16 protein-coding genes and 1 other annotated feature are annotated in these 15,899 nt (G+C 28.1%); of the genes, 5 read left to right on the top strand and 11 right to left on the bottom strand.

What is annotated here, in order from left to right:
- The first annotated feature begins 350 nt into the window (after positions 1–350).
- Entirely contained in the window at positions 351–1,193 is an 843-nt protein-coding gene (locus tag BR69_RS20605; RefSeq protein ID WP_051623628.1) for a tetratricopeptide repeat protein, read from the top strand.
- 106 nt (positions 1,194–1,299) lie between these two features.
- Here the strand turns inward: BR69_RS20605 and BR69_RS0113900 are convergent, their stop codons facing one another.
- A complete protein-coding gene (locus tag BR69_RS0113900) occupies positions 1,300–1,815 on the bottom strand; it encodes a GNAT family N-acetyltransferase (RefSeq protein WP_034849941.1) in 516 nt (171 codons plus the stop codon).
- A 303-nt stretch (positions 1,816–2,118) separates the two neighbouring features.
- Positions 2,119–2,280 carry an HIT domain-containing protein gene (locus BR69_RS22080; RefSeq protein WP_207640775.1) on the bottom strand — a complete coding sequence of 54 codons (162 nt, stop codon included), beginning with the start codon at positions 2,278–2,280 and terminating at the stop codon, positions 2,119–2,121.
- A 290-nt stretch (positions 2,281–2,570) separates the two neighbouring features.
- Between BR69_RS22080 and BR69_RS0113890 the strand changes: the two genes are divergently transcribed.
- Together BR69_RS0113890 and BR69_RS0113885 are read left to right on the top strand one after the other, a co-directional pair.
- Positions 2,571–3,188, top strand: a complete 618-nt coding sequence (locus tag BR69_RS0113890) for a lactate utilization protein (RefSeq protein WP_027633712.1) — start codon at positions 2,571–2,573, stop codon at positions 3,186–3,188.
- Between the two features lie 23 nt (positions 3,189–3,211).
- A complete protein-coding gene (locus BR69_RS0113885; protein ID WP_027633711.1) occupies positions 3,212–3,466 on the top strand; it encodes a TfoX/Sxy family protein in 255 nt (84 codons plus the stop codon).
- Between the two features lie 138 nt (positions 3,467–3,604).
- Here BR69_RS0113885 and BR69_RS0113880 read toward each other — a convergent pair whose 3' ends face one another.
- From BR69_RS0113880 to BR69_RS0113870, 3 genes are all read right to left on the bottom strand, one after another.
- Positions 3,605–5,260, bottom strand: a complete 1,656-nt coding sequence (locus tag BR69_RS0113880; RefSeq protein ID WP_027633710.1) for a glutamine--tRNA ligase/YqeY domain fusion protein — start codon at positions 5,258–5,260, stop codon at positions 3,605–3,607.
- Positions 5,261–5,709: 449 nt separating this feature from the next.
- Entirely contained in the window at positions 5,710–6,213 is a 504-nt protein-coding gene (locus BR69_RS0113875; protein WP_027633709.1) for a GNAT family N-acetyltransferase, read from the bottom strand.
- Positions 6,214–6,603: 390 nt separating this feature from the next.
- Entirely contained in the window at positions 6,604–7,950 is a 1,347-nt protein-coding gene (locus tag BR69_RS0113870) for an aminotransferase-like domain-containing protein (protein WP_027633708.1), read from the bottom strand.
- A 133-nt stretch (positions 7,951–8,083) separates the two neighbouring features.
- Here BR69_RS0113870 and BR69_RS0113865 point away from each other — a divergent pair, with 133 nt between their 5' ends.
- Positions 8,084–8,998 carry a DMT family transporter gene (locus BR69_RS0113865; RefSeq protein WP_027633707.1) on the top strand — a complete coding sequence of 305 codons (915 nt, stop codon included), beginning with the start codon at positions 8,084–8,086 and terminating at the stop codon, positions 8,996–8,998.
- A gap of 36 nt (positions 8,999–9,034) precedes the next feature.
- Positions 9,035–9,288, bottom strand: a binding site (T-box leader).
- A gap of 45 nt (positions 9,289–9,333) precedes the next feature.
- On the opposite strand, the gene BR69_RS20595 is transcribed toward BR69_RS0113865, so the two are convergent.
- The 5 genes from BR69_RS20595 to BR69_RS20590 all read right to left on the bottom strand — a co-directional run bounded on the left by BR69_RS20595 (position 9,334) and on the right by BR69_RS20590 (position 14,341).
- Complete coding sequence (locus BR69_RS20595) at positions 9,334–9,630, bottom strand: hypothetical protein (protein WP_051623627.1); 297 nt, start codon at positions 9,628–9,630, stop codon at positions 9,334–9,336.
- Between the two features lie 176 nt (positions 9,631–9,806).
- On the bottom strand, positions 9,807–10,748 hold the full coding sequence (locus BR69_RS0113855; RefSeq protein WP_027633706.1) for a hypothetical protein: 942 nt from the start codon (positions 10,746–10,748) through the stop codon (positions 9,807–9,809).
- Between the two features lie 417 nt (positions 10,749–11,165).
- Positions 11,166–12,155, bottom strand: a complete 990-nt coding sequence (locus BR69_RS0113850; RefSeq protein ID WP_027633705.1) for an ornithine cyclodeaminase family protein — start codon at positions 12,153–12,155, stop codon at positions 11,166–11,168.
- Positions 12,156–12,329: 174 nt separating this feature from the next.
- Positions 12,330–13,145, bottom strand: coding sequence for a TrmB family transcriptional regulator (locus BR69_RS0113845; protein WP_027633704.1), 816 nt, complete (start codon positions 13,143–13,145; stop codon positions 12,330–12,332).
- A gap of 383 nt (positions 13,146–13,528) precedes the next feature.
- Positions 13,529–14,341, bottom strand: coding sequence for a creatininase family protein (locus BR69_RS20590; protein WP_051623626.1), 813 nt, complete (start codon positions 14,339–14,341; stop codon positions 13,529–13,531).
- A gap of 401 nt (positions 14,342–14,742) precedes the next feature.
- Here BR69_RS20590 and BR69_RS0113835 point away from each other — a divergent pair, with 401 nt between their 5' ends.
- A complete protein-coding gene (locus BR69_RS0113835) occupies positions 14,743–15,165 on the top strand; it encodes a VOC family protein (RefSeq protein ID WP_027633703.1) in 423 nt (140 codons plus the stop codon).
- Between the two features lie 400 nt (positions 15,166–15,565).
- Here the strand turns inward: BR69_RS0113835 and BR69_RS21725 are convergent, their stop codons facing one another.
- Positions 15,566–15,754, bottom strand: coding sequence for an effector binding domain-containing protein (locus BR69_RS21725; RefSeq protein ID WP_278246104.1), 189 nt, complete (start codon positions 15,752–15,754; stop codon positions 15,566–15,568).
- Between the last annotated feature and the right edge of the window lie 145 nt (positions 15,755–15,899).

Below are 15,899 nucleotides of genomic sequence, written 5' to 3'. Positions count from 1 at the left end.
GATTTTATTATTCTTTAAGTTTATATATTTATATGAAGTGTGTTTTCACAACATCTTTTAACTTATTTTAACATTATTGTGACCTTTTTACCACATAGTCAAATATTAAATTATATTCAATATTACTAGCATTTTAATAAATAAAATAGTAATTTTCTTCAAGTTTACTATTTAGTTTATATTTTACCTCATTTATTCTATTGTATAAATATATTTCAACCTTAAATCTTACATAAATTTAGTCACATAAAAATTCTTTAATGTTATTTTTAATGTATTAATATTAACTTTATAGTTATCAGAAATCATTGTATAATAGATATAATTAAATTCTATTTTGGGGGTAACTTATGAGAGCAGTTTTTATTGAAATAGGTGTTATATTCTTTCTTTTCATAGCTATATCTAGTGTAAATGCATTCTTCGGAAAGTTCATACTTTTCACCTACTTGTTTTATAAACTTATTACTAAGCGATATGTATTTTATTCTATAAAAGGAAGTAAGTTTTATAGAAACGGAAATAAAGAAGAAGCTATTAAATATTTTGAAAAAGCAAGTAAAATATCTACATGTAAACCTAGAATACATATAAGCTATGCTTATCTTTTGCTTGTAGAAGGTAAAATAAATGATGCTGAAAGAGTCTTAGGTTATGCAGCAAAATTTAAACTTTATGGTAGGGAAAATTTAAATGCTAAAATAACTCTGGCTCTTATTGAATGGAAAAAGGATAATCTAGATGAATCTATAAACATATTAGAAAATCTTTTAAAAGAAAATAAAAGTGTAACCCTTTATGAGTCTCTTGGATACTTATTACTAATTAAAGGGGATTATGAAAAAGCTTTAGATCTTAACCTAGAGGCTAATGAATATGATAGTACAAGTAGTATTATATTAGACAACTTAGCTCAAAGCTATTATAACCTTGGAAAAATTAAGGAAGCTGAAGAAATATATACGGATATCACTAAAAACAATTTAACATTTGCTGATCCTTACTACTATTATGGTCTTATACTAAAAGAAAAGGGAGAGTTAGAAGAAGCAAAGGACTTATTCTTAAAGGCATTAAGCTGTCCTGAATCCTTCTTAACTGCCCTTGATAAATCTACCATAGAGAATGAGCTTAATTACTTTAGGGATACTTTATCAGAAGATGAAACTGCTTCTGATAAAAATCTTGAATAACATATATAACTTTATACAAGAAGATTTATGAAGATATATAAAAACAGTAAAACTTAAATTGTTTTACTGTTTTTATTGTATATTGTATTAACTTTATTATATTTTTTTACTTTAGGATCTCATAGCAATCTAGATTAAGCTTAAAATATTCCTTGTTTCCTATATATTTAAATCCACAGCCTTCTATAACACCCTTAGATCTAACATTATCTGTTTTTGCAACAGCAATTAACCTCTCTAAGTTTGTCTTACTAAATCCATATTCAATGGATGCCTTAGCTGATTCTTTTCCATATCCCTTCCCCCAAGCTTTAGGGTCAAAGGCATATAGAACTTCCACTTCTCTTGTATCCCCAATGTAGTTTAACCCACAATGACCTAAAAGTTCTCCACTGTCTTTATTAATTACTCCCCAAGTCCCAAAGCCTTTTTTATCCCAATGCTCTAAAAAATACTCAATGGTCCTTTTGGTTTCTTCGTAAGTTCTTCCCCTAGATGTTGATAACCACTTTCCTACTTCATCTTTCCTTGCAATCTCATAATATTCATCAAGATCCTTTAAAGTAAGCTTTCTCATTATAAGCCTTTCAGTATAAATCTCATCCCCTATTATGTTTATCATATTCCCACTCCTCTTATATTTTTTCTTAACTTCTAACCTCTTTATTAGGAATATATATGTTTATACTTCCTCCAATATTTATAAATAAATATTATTAATCTGTGGAAGTATATAACTTGCTAATATTCATATGCCACAAAGCTATACTCTTTTACCATATACTAAATGAAAATGTAAATGCTTTGAATCCTGGTAATTTCCTAGATTGGTTATAACCCTACAGGCCCCATATTTTTTAACAACATCTTCTGAAACTCTTTTTACTACATTGATTAGTTCTAAAATTAACTGACTATCTTCATCCTATAAAGTTATTAATGAAGATATATGCTTCTTAGGAATTACAACAATATGCTCTTCATAGGCTGGTTTTGTATGGTAATATGCAAGAATATTTTCTGTTTCTAATACTTTTATAACCTTTGTATTCCCACTTAATACTTCCTCACAATAAAAATCGCTCATTCTGATCCCCCTTTTAGAATCCACTCTTAATATTAGAATTATATCACTTACAAATATTGTATACTATTAATTTCAAAATTTATATAATTTATTATTATTTTATGTGTAACTTTTTAATTGCAAAAGTTCTTAAGATACATTTATCTATAATTTTTTTGTAAATTAATGTTATAATCTATATATAAATTGTAAAGCCATACAAAATTTAATTTCTTATCTACACCTTTTCCCCTTTTAGTAAAATAATTTTCATAAATTATAATCCCAAATTAAAATTGTGAGGTAATTATATGGATAAAAACTCTTTATTAGACTTAACCCATAATTTTAACAAAAGAAATATAGAAGTAAAATTCTTTGAAACCTTAGACTCAGTTAAATCCTATATTTTAGAATTAATCCCCTTAAATTCTACTGTTGGAATTGGTCACTCAACGACTCTTGAAAAAATATCTCTTACATCATCATTAATTGAAAAAGGATATACTGTATATGATAAGGAGCTATCAAAAGATAAGATAGAAGGTACTTCCATTAAGAAAAAAGCTCTTACTTCTGATTGGTATATTACAGGGTCTAATGCTATATCCATTGATGGCAGAATTGTAAATGTAGATCATAGTGGTAACAGGGTTTCTGCTATATCTTTTGGTCCTGATAAGGTCATAATAGTGGTTGGTAAAAATAAAATTGTAGATACCTTAGAAAATGCTATTAAAAGAGTTAAGAATATTTCTTGTCCATTAAATGCTAAACGTGCTGGTTATAATCCTCCATGTGTAGAATTAAATAAGTGCGTAGATTGTACTTCAAAAGAAAGAGTTTGTAATATCTTATCAATTGTAGAAGGCCAAATAGATAAAAATAGAATATCCCTTTTTATAGTTAATGAGGAAAGTGGATTTTAAATCTTATGAGGAGATAAATACATTTGGAAAAGTTAAGTAACCTACCTAATATAGGACCTATACTAGAAAAGAAACTAATAGAGGCTAGAGTGAAAACTCCAGATGACTTGAAAAAATTGGGGAGTAAAGAAGCATTTTTAAAAATAAAAAATATAGATGAAAGCGCTTGTTATAATATGCTTTGTGCTCTTGAAGGAGCTATTGAAGGTATAAGATGGCATAATCTATCTGATCATAAAAAGAAAGATTTGAAAAAGTTTTTTCAAGATATGAACTAGTTTTTAAAAATAATCTTAAAATCTTTTGATTATAAAAAATTATTTTCTAAAACAATTTTAATAATTAAAAACAATAATATAAGCACTATAGAATTAATTAATTTAAATTCTATAATGCTTTATAAATATTACCTTATACTATTTGTTATAAGAAGACTTTAAACTTACAATCCTATTAAATACAAGGCTATCTACCTTAGAGTCCTTATTATCTAAAATAAAATATCCATGTCTTATAAATTGAAATCTTTCTTCATTTATTAATTCTTTCACTGCTGGTTCAATAAAGGCATTTTCTATTACTTTTAAAGATTTTTTATTGATACTCTCAAAAAGATTTTCTTCAGAAGGTTCCTCTAAAAATAAATCTTCATATAGTTTCACTTTACATGGAATAGATTTATCCTTACTCACCCAGTGAATAGTCCCCTTTACCTTACGTGCTGTAAATCCACTACCACTTTTAGTTTCTGGGTCATAGGTACATCTAAGCTCTACTACCTCTCCATGATTATCTTTTATAACTTCATTGCATTTTATAAAATATCCATGTTTTAACCTTACCTCTCCACCTAAAACCAATCTTTTATATCCCTTAGGTGGATTATCACTAAAATCTTCTCTTTCTATATATAATTCCCTTGTAAAAGGCATTTTTCTGCTTCCTAAAGACTTGTTACCTGTATTATTTTCAGCATCTAAATACTCTAAATGATCTTCATCTAAATTAGTTATTACAACCTTTAGTGGATTAATAATTGCCATTATCCCTTTAACTTTATCCTTTAAATCTTGTCTTAGGGAATTTTCAAGAATGCTTACATTAAAAGTATTCTCTATTTTAGATACTCCAATTTCATTTAAAAAACTAAAAATGGATTCTTTAGTATATCCCCTTCTTCTTAATCCCTTTAAGGTCGGTAGTCTTGGATCATCCCATCCATCAACATATCCATTAAAAACTAATTGTTTAAGATATCTTTTACTTGTAACAACTCCACTTAAGTTCATTCTTCCAAACTCTATTTGTCTTGGGATACTTCCCTTTAAATCTAATTCCTTTAACACCCATTCATACAATGGTCTATGATTTTTAAATTCATCTGAACATAAGGAATGAGTTATTCCTTCTATATAATCTTGAATAGGATGAGCAAAATCATACATAGGATATATACACCACTTATCTCCTGTCCTATAATGACTTAAATGAAGTATTCTATATATAACAGGATCTCTAAGACTTATATTAGGGCTTTCCATATCTATTTTTGCCCTTAAGACTCTTTCTCCCTCTTTAAACTCACCATCTTTCATTCTGTTAAAAAGATCTAAGTTTTCTTCTATGGATCTATTTCTAAAAGGACTATCTTTTCCTTTTGTAGTTAAGCTTCCTTTGTATTCTCTAATTTCCTCTGGGGATAAGTCACAAACATAAGCTTTTCCCTTATTAATTAAATACTTAGCATAATTAAATATGCTTTCACTATAATCAGAACCATAATAAGGTTCTTTTCCATAGTCAACCCCAAGCCAATCCATATCTTCTATTATTGACCTTTCATATTCTACATCCTCTTTAGCTGGATTAGTATCATCAAATCTTAAGTTAAATTTACCCTTATGCTTTTTTGCTAAAGAATGGCTTACATTAATGGCATAAACACTTCCTATATGAAGGTATCCATTAGGCTCTGGTGGAAACCTTGTATGAACCTCTTTTACTATACCCTCTTCTAATTCTTCTCCTATAATTCTATCTATAAAGTTTAAAACCTTCTCTTCATTACACATAATATCATTCTCCTTTATTTAAGTCATAGCTAAAAACTTTTAAATAAGCTTATTTATTGTCTAGTTAAATCTTCTAAATAAAATTCATTTAGAGATACTACACTATTAATTATAAACAAGCTTTTAAATTGTTTATTTCACTATGCTAATATTACTTAAACTATACTTTTAATGAATAATATTAGTGCTTCTCTGGTAAATTTGAAGAGTTACAGAACCAGTTAACTTATATTCCTTTGCCCCAATCTAATCACTTCTTTCCTATTTATTAAATAACCTTACAATTCTATTACTTAATCCATGTATTTATGGAAATAAGAATTGTAAGGTTATCTCATTAATTAAGACTTAATCTAGTTTATTGAACTATAAAAAAAATTAAGCTTACTTTATTTTATAGGATTATATCATTGTTTTATTTTATTGTAAATATTATAATATTTTCTATTCTATGCAGCTAAAGCTATGAAGTTCTTCCAAGACATAGAATATTGCATTTCTCTTTGCAGCTTAATATCTTCTTCAAACCCAACCTTAGTAAAAGCTTTTTTAGATCTATGATTTTTAAAGTTGATTTTTGCAATAACTTCATCTACTCTCCAATTAAAAAAGGCTGTTTTTAATCCTTCCTTAATAGCTGTAGGTCCTAGACCCTTTCCCCATTTTTCTCTATCTCCAATGGCTAAAACCATTTCTGCCTTACTTCCTTTATGGACAAGTCTTAAAAATCCTATTGGATCGTTATTATCTAATATTATAAAAAAACTTCCATTCTGATTAAATAAGTGAGTTAATATAGGCATATTAACGCTTTCAATTACATTACTAACACTCTTACTAATTCCATCTTTTTCATTTAAGTATTTAGTAACCTCACTATCATCTAACCAGTCGATAATCTTTAATGCATCATTCCTATAAACTTCTTGACGAAGTTTTATATTAGTGTCCAAAACATTCCCTCCTCTATAAAATAAAAAACTATTATAGATATTTGCTATATCTATAATAGCTCTCAATGAAGACATGTTGATTATACCCCAGGTTAGAATTATAGTAAAATGTTGTAATTTATGTAAATCAGATACCAACAAGTTTTGCCCTTATATTAGTCGAGAAAGCTTCATATTACTGACTTTTCCATGGTCATGTTATTAAAATGTAAATTTCCAATTTTTATGAATTTAATTGAATTAAATTCCTTTTTTTCTCCATAAAACCTTACTTTATTTGCAATTTAATTATTTATATGAAGTTTATTCCTATTATTTTGGACTATAATATAATTCTATCTTCCTATATAATATGATAACCAATACCTACTGTATTTATATATTTTATGGTTACATTTCTATTTCTTTAAATATAATATTGATTCCTTCTTCAATCTTTTCCTCTTTTACATTAGAAACATTTACTTTAAGAAGATTTTCTTTTTGAAATCCAGTTATATAGTTATCATTAGGTGAACTCACTAAAATTGATTTCTTTTTTAAGCTATTTATAATTCTGTTACTATTTATTTTATTATCTATAGTTATACATCTATGAATACATGGATTTTTTATTTCTGTATATCCAATTACATTTTTTGAACATGCCATATTGCTTCTTAATGCAGATGATAAATTCCTACTTCTTCTTAAATAGGATTCCTTAATTTTTTCTTTATGCCTATGAAACATTCCACTTTTTATATAAATTTCTAGAGCTCCTTGAGAAAGCATTGATGTATCTACATCCATCAATATTTTGTGTTTACTAAAATCTTCAACTAGATTTTTAGGTAATACTGCAACCCCTACCCTAAGTCCTGGAAATATTATTTTAGAATAACTTTTCATATAAATAACATGACCTGAAGAATCATAGGAATATATAGGATCTGCCTTTGAGTTTGACTCTAAATCAGCCAAATAATCATCCTCCACAATATATACATCATACTTTTTTCCTAATGCTGCAATTGCCTTTTTCTCTTTCTCTGAATAAGATGTTCCTAAAGGATTATGAAACCTTGGCATAGTATAGAAAAACTTTACCTCTCCACTTTTAAATATATCTTCTAATTCCATTAAATCTATGCCCCTATCATCTCTTTTAATTCCCTTTACAGGTATATTATGAGTCTCTAAATAATTAATAAATAAATGATAACTAGGCTGCTCTATTAAAATAGTTTTTTTATTATTTTTAAAGGACATAGATGTTAGTATAGCTAAGCTTTGCTGTACTCCCGATGTAATACATATATTCTCTTCCTTTGCAAAGACCTGATAATCTTCCAATTGCTTTTTTACAACCTTAATCAATGATGGAAGGCCTTTGGGAGTCCCATATATAAATAAATCATTCTTATATATATCAATAGCCTTGTTAATACAGTGTTGAAAATCTATATATGGAAAAATATTAGGGTCTGGTGATGAAGATACAAAATCCCAAATAGAATTATTTTTGCTATCTACTGTTAATACATTTTTGTTTTTAACAACATAATACCCACTTTTAGGTATTGAATAAATCATATGATTCTTTTCTAACTCTTCTAAGGCTCTTATTACAGTACTCTTATTACACTTATAATGTTCACTGAGCTTTTTTATGGATGGAAGCTTCTCTCCTGCCTTATGTACATCCTTATAAATTAAGTCTTCAATTTTATTTAATATATCTAAATATTTGTACATAGCACACCTCTACAGTAATAACTATACCGGTATAGTTACAGTTTCTTTCTATTGTACCATTGTTTCCTCTTAAGTAATATATAAGTATGTTCAATATTATTTTAGAATTTAAAATTATTAGGAGGTTAATCATATGAAAAAAGAAAGTACACTAGCTTATATTTCAGCAACATTGTATGCTTTTATAATAGGATTATCATTTTTATTTGTAAAAATTACCTTATCTATAACAACGCCACTTGATATTCTTGCTCATAGATTCACAGTATCAATAATATTTGCATCTATACCTATGATTTTTGGATGGGTTAAATTAGATATAAAAGTAAAAGATATTATTAATATTATTCCTGTTGCATTATTTTATCCAGTAATATTTTTCACCTTTCAAGCTCTAGGATTAGTATATATATCATCCTCTGAGGCTGGTATTATACAAGCAACACTCCCAATATTCACAATGGTACTATCAAAATTTATCTTAAAAGAAAATTGTAGTAGGTTTCAAAAGTCATTTCTTTTCCTCTCTACCTTAGGCGTAATATATATTTTCTTTATGAAAGGTACAAGCTTCAATGTTTCTAGCCTTAAAGGCTGTTTACTAATTCTTCTATCTACAATCTCCTCTGCTATTTATAATATATTAGCAAGAAAAACAACTAGAAAATATAAACCATTAGATTTAACCTATATGATTACCTTTGTAGGGTTTATAAGTTTTAATTTTCTAAACCTTACCAATCATATTATATCTGGTACTGTAAGTACTTATTTTAACCCTCTAACTAATTCTATGTTTTTAGTTTCAATACTTTACTTAGGACTAATCTCTTCCCTTATAGCATCATTACTTTCTAACTATTCCCTATTTAAAATAGGAGCAGCAGAGGTTAGTGTCTTTAGTAATTTTGCAACTTTAATAACTGTTATTTCAGGAATAATATTTCTAAATGAAAAACTAGAGTATTTTCATATTCTTGGAGGGCTAATAATCCTAGTTGGAGTAATTGGTACAAACCTTTATGCCATAAGAGATAAAAAAATGTAATGTAAGATTAAAAGCTCTCCTTCCTAAGACCAAAATCTTAGGAAGGAGAGCCAAAGCTTACTGTTACCATCCTATTTTACTTATATGTTGCCATATAAACCTCATTAAGTACGTCACAAATGTGATTATACTCTATCACTATAACGGGTGAACCCGTTGCAGCCTAACTGTATTAGTTTCGGTGCACCGCTCCAAGGCCATTTTCCCTTTAATATCCTTTGCTTCTTCTCATCCTCCAAAGCTCTCTGTAAAAGTATTTTTAAAGGTACTTTCCTTTTCATCGCATTTAATTATATACACTACCATTTTTGTTTTTATTTGTAAATATATTTTTTCTAATCTTCTTCTTTTGGAGCAACTTCTCTTACATAATCCCAATATTCTCCTGGTGTAAGTGGCTTTGGTTCCGCTACCATTTCTGCTATCTTTGCAATTTCTTTAATTTTCTTTTGTAGCATAGGTTGCATACAATTAGGCACATGTTCTTGTCTAACCCTATGTATCATAACACACTCAAAACAGTTTCCATGCCACTCACATTTTACTTTAGGACAAGGACACTTATTGTATTTACCTGATTTAATCAAAGCTCTAAGCTCTTTTATTCCCTCTACATACTTATCTTTTTCCATAAATACTCCCCCTAGATTTTTGAATATACTAATGACAGATTAAATAAAATAACTTTATTATCCTATAAAAAATCCCTATAAACTAATTATTTACATACTCATTAGTCTATAGGAATTATAATATTTTTTATTCTATTTTAAATTACAAAATATTTACATACTTATTTACATATGTATTACTCTATTAATCCTAGTCTCTTTAATTTTATAAGTCTTTGAACAGCAAGCACTCCCCTCCAGTGATTTCTCGCTATCTGGAAGCTGTCATTATAACTTTCTCCCCAATTCCAAGTAATATCCCATATATTATTATGAAGGTTTTCTATTAAAACCTGTGAATTCTCCATTATAGCCTCCTTAAAATAAGGGTATAAAAGAATATGCTCCCCATTAATGCAGTCTATAAAATCCAAAGGTTCAGCCACATATTCTTTGCCCCATTTTGACTTATCCAAACACATAGAACTCCTAACAAGTTCTACAATCTTCTCTTCCATATTTTTCATATCAACATTAGCCTGTTTTTTTGAGTCTTTAATTAAAGTTATTCCGTTTATATAACATATTAGTTCATGGAAATTCATCTCTTTTGAGTTTAATAAATTATCTTCTGCCTTTTTTAATGATAGGTTTGCTATTTCTCTTGCCTTTGAACCTTCATGACTATGGTAGAACATAAAGGAGGCTATATCTATGGATGGATTAAATCCCCAAGTGTTATCTCCCTCCTCACTATAGCTCCACCAAGGAGCATGAGGATAATTATTATTTTCCTCTATTACAGTTTGCCATGTTCCATTTTCCATATTAAATTTATTATTTTCAAAATATCCTAATGAATCTTCAATAACTTTATGGTTTTCTTTAAATCCTATTTCCCATAATATTTTACATGCTACTGAAGAAGCTAATGGTGATGAGTATGGTGTCCAGCAGTCTGATTCTATTCCATGACCAAAACCTCCATCTTCATTCTTATAATTACTAAGTTCATTTAATACATCATTTACTTTCCCTTGCTTAAATTGATACTTAAATCTCTCCACCTCTAATTTTCTTCCATTATCTAATATCCAGTTGTAAATATTATCTACCATTTCCCTTGAAACTTTTCTCATAATTTATCTTTAATGAGGAAGGCATTATAAGTGCCTAACTCTCACTAAATCTATCCTCCTTTCAATATTTAATGTACATTTAATATATTCTCATATTATCATATAGTAAAATCCAAATAAACCATTATATTGAAATTATAAGGTGATTTTATTTATATACTCTATACCCTAATATATACTCTATACCCTAATATATACTCTATACCCTAATATATACTCTTAGTCTAAGACTCCCTTATTAATATTAACAAATTTCTAACTTAATCTATTTTAGTAGTTAAATCTTAGGTATTATTAGTCAATCATATCTATCTTTCATAACTTAATAAAAACCTAAGAAGATAATTTAAAAAGCAAATTATCTTCTTAGGTTTTATACTCAAATTCTTTATTCAATATTTTTCTATTAATATTAAATTATATTTCCACCTTAGTTCCTACATTATTTTCTAAAGCCTTTTTATATATTTTATGGGCAGTAACTACATCTAAAACTGCTACTCCTACAGTTTTAAATAATGTAATTTCATTTTCGTTTTCCCTACCCTTTATTTTCTTAAGAATAACTTCTCCCAGCTCTCCAGTAAAATCTTTTTCTGAAACTAAGCCTTTTTCCATAGGAATTATAAAGTCTCCAGCCTCACTAAGTACACCTTCTTTAGTATCAAAATATATCTTATCAGCATCTGTAATTAATACCTCATGAAGTTCTTGCATTTCTCTAGTGTATGCTCCTACCCCATTAATATGAACTCCTTTTTTAACTAAGCTTCCATCAAAAACTGGTTTCTTTGACGTGGTAACTACAGTTATAATATCTGCATCCCTTACTGCTTCATTTCCATCTTTTACTGCTATTAACTTAGTATTATAGTTAGATAATTCCTTTCTCATATTTTCTACAAAAGCTTCTGCTCTTTCAATATTTATATCAAATACCCTAACCTCTTCTAAATTTCTTGTACACATCATTGCCTCAAGCTGGGTAGCTGCCTGCCCTCCTGTTCCAAATAAAACCCCAATTTTAGAATCTTCTCTTGAAAGTATGTCTGTAGCTGCCCCTTGAACTGCTCCTGTTCTTAATTGAGTTAAATATGTTCCATCCATTATAGCCACTACCTCTCCAGTAGTTCCATCTAATAAAATCATCTGAGCTGGAACTGAAGGCTTTCCTTTTTCTATATTCTTTGGAAAAACAGAAACTATCTTTATTCCAGTAGCATCTAAATCTTCTACATAAGATGGCATAAATAAGCTTTGTCCTTGCTCTTTTTTAATATCTATATTTACCCTTAAAGGGGTAATACTCTTTCCTTCTGAATATATTCTTAGAGCCTCTTTATCAGCCTCAATAGCTTCCTTCATTGTAAATACACTTTTTATATCTTCTTTGTTTAAAATTAACATATTCTATCCCTCCAGTATATTTCTCTAGTATAATATTTATTTAATTTATAAAATAATTTAATCTTTAAATTCAAATATATTCTTATAAGTGATACATTCTCCTAATCACCCTAAAAATAATAAGCTATTTAAATAAATAATATAGGGTTTTAATATAACCCTTATAGTTTACTATTAACTATGATTGAACCTTTTAAAAACTTCTCTTATGCCCTGTAATTCTTCTCCAAACTTATCTTTTGCATCTTCTCCAAAAGTTTCAATTATTTTTAAACAATAAGCATCATGGATAATGTTCTCCTTAGCAAGAAAAATCATAGGAGTGCTTTGAGTCCATACAACTTCTGCATTTTTTTCATTTTGTATATGTCCAAAAACTACTTCCTTAGAATCCGCTACAATACTTATCCATCTTCCTCCACTTTCTTTAAGCTTATCTTTTTCAAATCCATGGTTATAATAATTTTTGAGTCCAACCTCATAATTTCCATCTAGACTATAAAGAATTATAATTACCTTATCTAAGGTGTCTTCTATAATCTTTAATTCCTCATATAAATTATGAATATCCTCCTTCCAAATCTGGATAAATACTTCCTTTTTAGCTTCTTTAAGTAAATGTCTGCATTTATTAAATATATTGTCATAACCATTTATATGCCACATACTATCAAGATCCATTGTTGTATTATAACTTACAAGTTCTTTTTTAACCTCTTCTAAATCTTTATTTACATTATTTTTTATATTATCTATAAATTCCTCTATAGGCACTGCACTATACTTTAAAGGAGTAGTCTCTTTACACACTACTATGCACCCTTTTCCAATAAGGGTTTCTATTATGTTATATACCTTTGATCTTGGCACTGATGAATTTTTACTTATTTCATATCCTGTTCCTAACCCATTTTTTAATAAGGCAATATATACCTTAGATTCTGACTCAGTAAAATTAAATTTTTTTAACAAATTAATTATTTTATCCAAAACTTTTCTCCAATTCCAGCTTATATATTAGTAGTTACCCTTAGTAACTATTATAGTTCTAAAGTTGCTTTAGTGTCAAATTTAAAAAATTATTATTTCTTACTTACTCTAGGTTAAATACTATATTTATGTGATTATCAAAAATATTTATACATCTTTAAGGTTAAGTTATATATAACCTTTCTCAATATAATTCATAAACTTAAGGATTACAGAAGTTAATTTTTAAGTAGTAATATTTATTATGGATATAAAACATAAAACTTTTAGCAGACTATATATGTATAGTATATTGTGTTAATAAAAACCCCAACAAATAAAATTGTTGGGGTTTTATTTTGTAATTTAAAAATAATAAGAAATAACTTACCTTAGTATTCTTACTATACTATTCGTCTTAGTATTGCTTCAGATATCCTATAAGCATAATCATCAACATTTTTTTGAACTTCAACATGTTCAAAGTCAGCAGGAGAACCTAGATACCCTTGGGATGAAAGCTCTTTTATATGACCTCCCCATAACCATGCGTCCCCATTACTTTCATCTAAAGCAATGGCAGGTAAAGACTTGGCTTTTTCAACATCAACTAGAGTTGGATAAAACTCATATATCATAGCAGTTTCAATATCTCCACCATGAACATCAGAGACCTCTGCCTTACTTACATTAATTCTTTGTGGTTTTATTGGACATAAATAAGGCTCATTCAATCCCAGTCCAAAGTTTGAAAACCTACTCTCATCAAAAGTATAACAAACATTGATATGCTTTTGTTCATGAACTTCCCTAAATGCTTCCATTATAGCAATATTATGATCAATATCTCCATGTGCATTAACACCAAAAATATTATTGAAACCAAACTCACATAGTGATACTAAAATATCTGAAATTAATGCTCTTGCAGTCTCTTTTCGTATATTAAAAGAACCTATAAAGCCACCTGTTGATTGGCAAACTCCCCAATAAAAAGGCGGTGCAATAACAACTGTATGTCCCTTTTCTTCAAGTTTTTCTTTTATAGATAGGCAGTATATATGAGAAGTATAAATATCCGTACCTAAACATAATTGTGGACCATGTTCTTCTATAACACCTAATGGAAGCAATACAATTGCATTTTTGTCAACGTAATTTTGAATATCTGTCCACTTCATGTTTGCCATTGTGTCTTTAAAAATACCATCCAACATTTCTTTTATCCTCCCTATATTATAAAAAAGTTTACATCATATTACTATTGTGTCACAATCATATGTTAATTATAGTATTATTTCCAATATAATGTATATAGCTAAATAAATATTATTTCTCTTTCTTTAAAGTCCATTATATAGAGCTTATCCCTCCAAATATCCTTTGATAATAAGAAACACACTATCATAACAAGTTCGAAAAGAAAAATTAAAAGGACTGAATGAAAAAATAATGAACTTAAGGTTCATTACGCCGCCATATGTAAACAATTATAACATTGTATAAATTAAGGTATAATAGATAATATAAATAGAAATTTAAATTTGAGTAATATAAATAGTAATTTATCTGTTAGTTAATTAGCGTATTAATTTTACTACAATAAGGGGGAAAAATAATGATTCAATCAGTTGTACATATTGCTTTAGTGGTAAAAGACTATGATGAAGCAATCGAGTTTTACACAAAGAAACTTCATTTTACATTAGTAGAAGATACATATCAACCTGAGCAAGAAAAAAGATGGGTGGTAGTATCTCCACCTGGTTCAAATGGAACAACAATATTACTTGCAAGAGCATCTAAGCCAGAACAAGAGCCTTTCATAGGAAATCAAGCAGGGGGAAGAGTTTTTCTTTTCTTAGGAACTGATGATTTTTGGCGTGATTATAATGAAATGAGAAAAATAGGAATAGAATTTGTTAGAGAACCTAAAGAACAGGATTATGGAACGGTTGCAGTATTTAAAGATTTATATGGAAACTTATGGGACTTGGTTGAATTCAATGAAAATCATCCAATGTTCAAAAGAGTTAAATAAATTTTAAGTTTATCTAATAAACTAATTTAAGTTTATAGCAACACTTTTTAATAATTAGAAATAACTAAAGTCCAGCAAATTTATTGCTGGACTTTTTAATCTAATATACTATACATATACATTATGTTAGAAGTATTGTTTTTATGGCTTTTATAGAAGGAATCTTCCTTCAGATGGTGTTCTTTCCACCATCTAAAGGTTAGATTAGTTAATCTAGGGTTGCCGCAACTGTTATCACCTCCCTTTATAGGATGTGGGTATTACAGCTCCTAACCACCAGATAAATTTACTCATGATATAAGAATAAAACCAATTAACTCAAAGATAATTTAATAATGCTACCTCTCTTCTATTATTTTAATGCTATATAAATATCTATGGTTTGATTATTCATGTCCTCTTAGTCATTATGATATACTTCAAAATCACAATCATACTTTCCACCATGAATAGTCTTTACCTCTAATCCCTCATTTAAGTCCTGAGCTTCTTCTACCTCTACTCCTGCATAGAATTTGTAAGGTTTTGTAAAATCTCCTTCATATTCTGTGTATAATCCTATGGCCATTTCATTTACTCTATTCTTAATAGTTCCTATTATATCTTCTCCTATGTAGAAAGATAATAGACTTTAAATAAAGAGAACTGATATTTGTTTATCTATATACATCATATTGGAAATAATACTATAATTAACATATATACTCAAACTATAGTTGTAACACAATAGTAAA

Origin of the sequence: Clostridium hydrogeniformans DSM 21757 (assembly GCF_000686705.1) — a bacterium.
GTDB classification, from domain to species: domain Bacteria; phylum Bacillota; class Clostridia; order Clostridiales; family Clostridiaceae; genus Clostridium_Z; species Clostridium_Z hydrogeniformans.
This window is presented reverse-complemented; position numbering and strand designations above follow the sequence as displayed.

Coding starts and splice junctions, on each gene's coding strand:
- BR69_RS20605 (WP_051623628.1), top strand. CDS start 351: ATGAGAGCAGTTTTTATTGAAATAGGTGTTATATTCTTTCTTTTCATA.
- BR69_RS0113900 (WP_034849941.1), bottom strand. CDS start 1,815: ATGATAAACATAATAGGGGATGAGATTTATACTGAAAGGCTTATAATG.
- BR69_RS22080 (WP_207640775.1), bottom strand. CDS start 2,280: ATGAGCGATTTTTATTGTGAGGAAGTATTAAGTGGGAATACAAAGGTT.
- BR69_RS0113890 (WP_027633712.1), top strand. CDS start 2,571: ATGGATAAAAACTCTTTATTAGACTTAACCCATAATTTTAACAAAAGA.
- BR69_RS0113880 (WP_027633710.1), bottom strand. CDS start 5,260: ATGTGTAATGAAGAGAAGGTTTTAAACTTTATAGATAGAATTATAGGA.
- BR69_RS0113870 (WP_027633708.1), bottom strand. CDS start 7,950: ATGTACAAATATTTAGATATATTAAATAAAATTGAAGACTTAATTTAT.
- BR69_RS0113865 (WP_027633707.1), top strand. CDS start 8,084: ATGAAAAAAGAAAGTACACTAGCTTATATTTCAGCAACATTGTATGCT.
- BR69_RS20595 (WP_051623627.1), bottom strand. CDS start 9,630: ATGGAAAAAGATAAGTATGTAGAGGGAATAAAAGAGCTTAGAGCTTTG.
- BR69_RS0113855 (WP_027633706.1), bottom strand. CDS start 10,748: ATGAGAAAAGTTTCAAGGGAAATGGTAGATAATATTTACAACTGGATA.
- BR69_RS0113850 (WP_027633705.1), bottom strand. CDS start 12,155: ATGTTAATTTTAAACAAAGAAGATATAAAAAGTGTATTTACAATGAAG.
- BR69_RS20590 (WP_051623626.1), bottom strand. CDS start 14,341: ATGTTGGATGGTATTTTTAAAGACACAATGGCAAACATGAAGTGGACA.
- BR69_RS0113835 (WP_027633703.1), top strand. CDS start 14,743: ATGATTCAATCAGTTGTACATATTGCTTTAGTGGTAAAAGACTATGAT.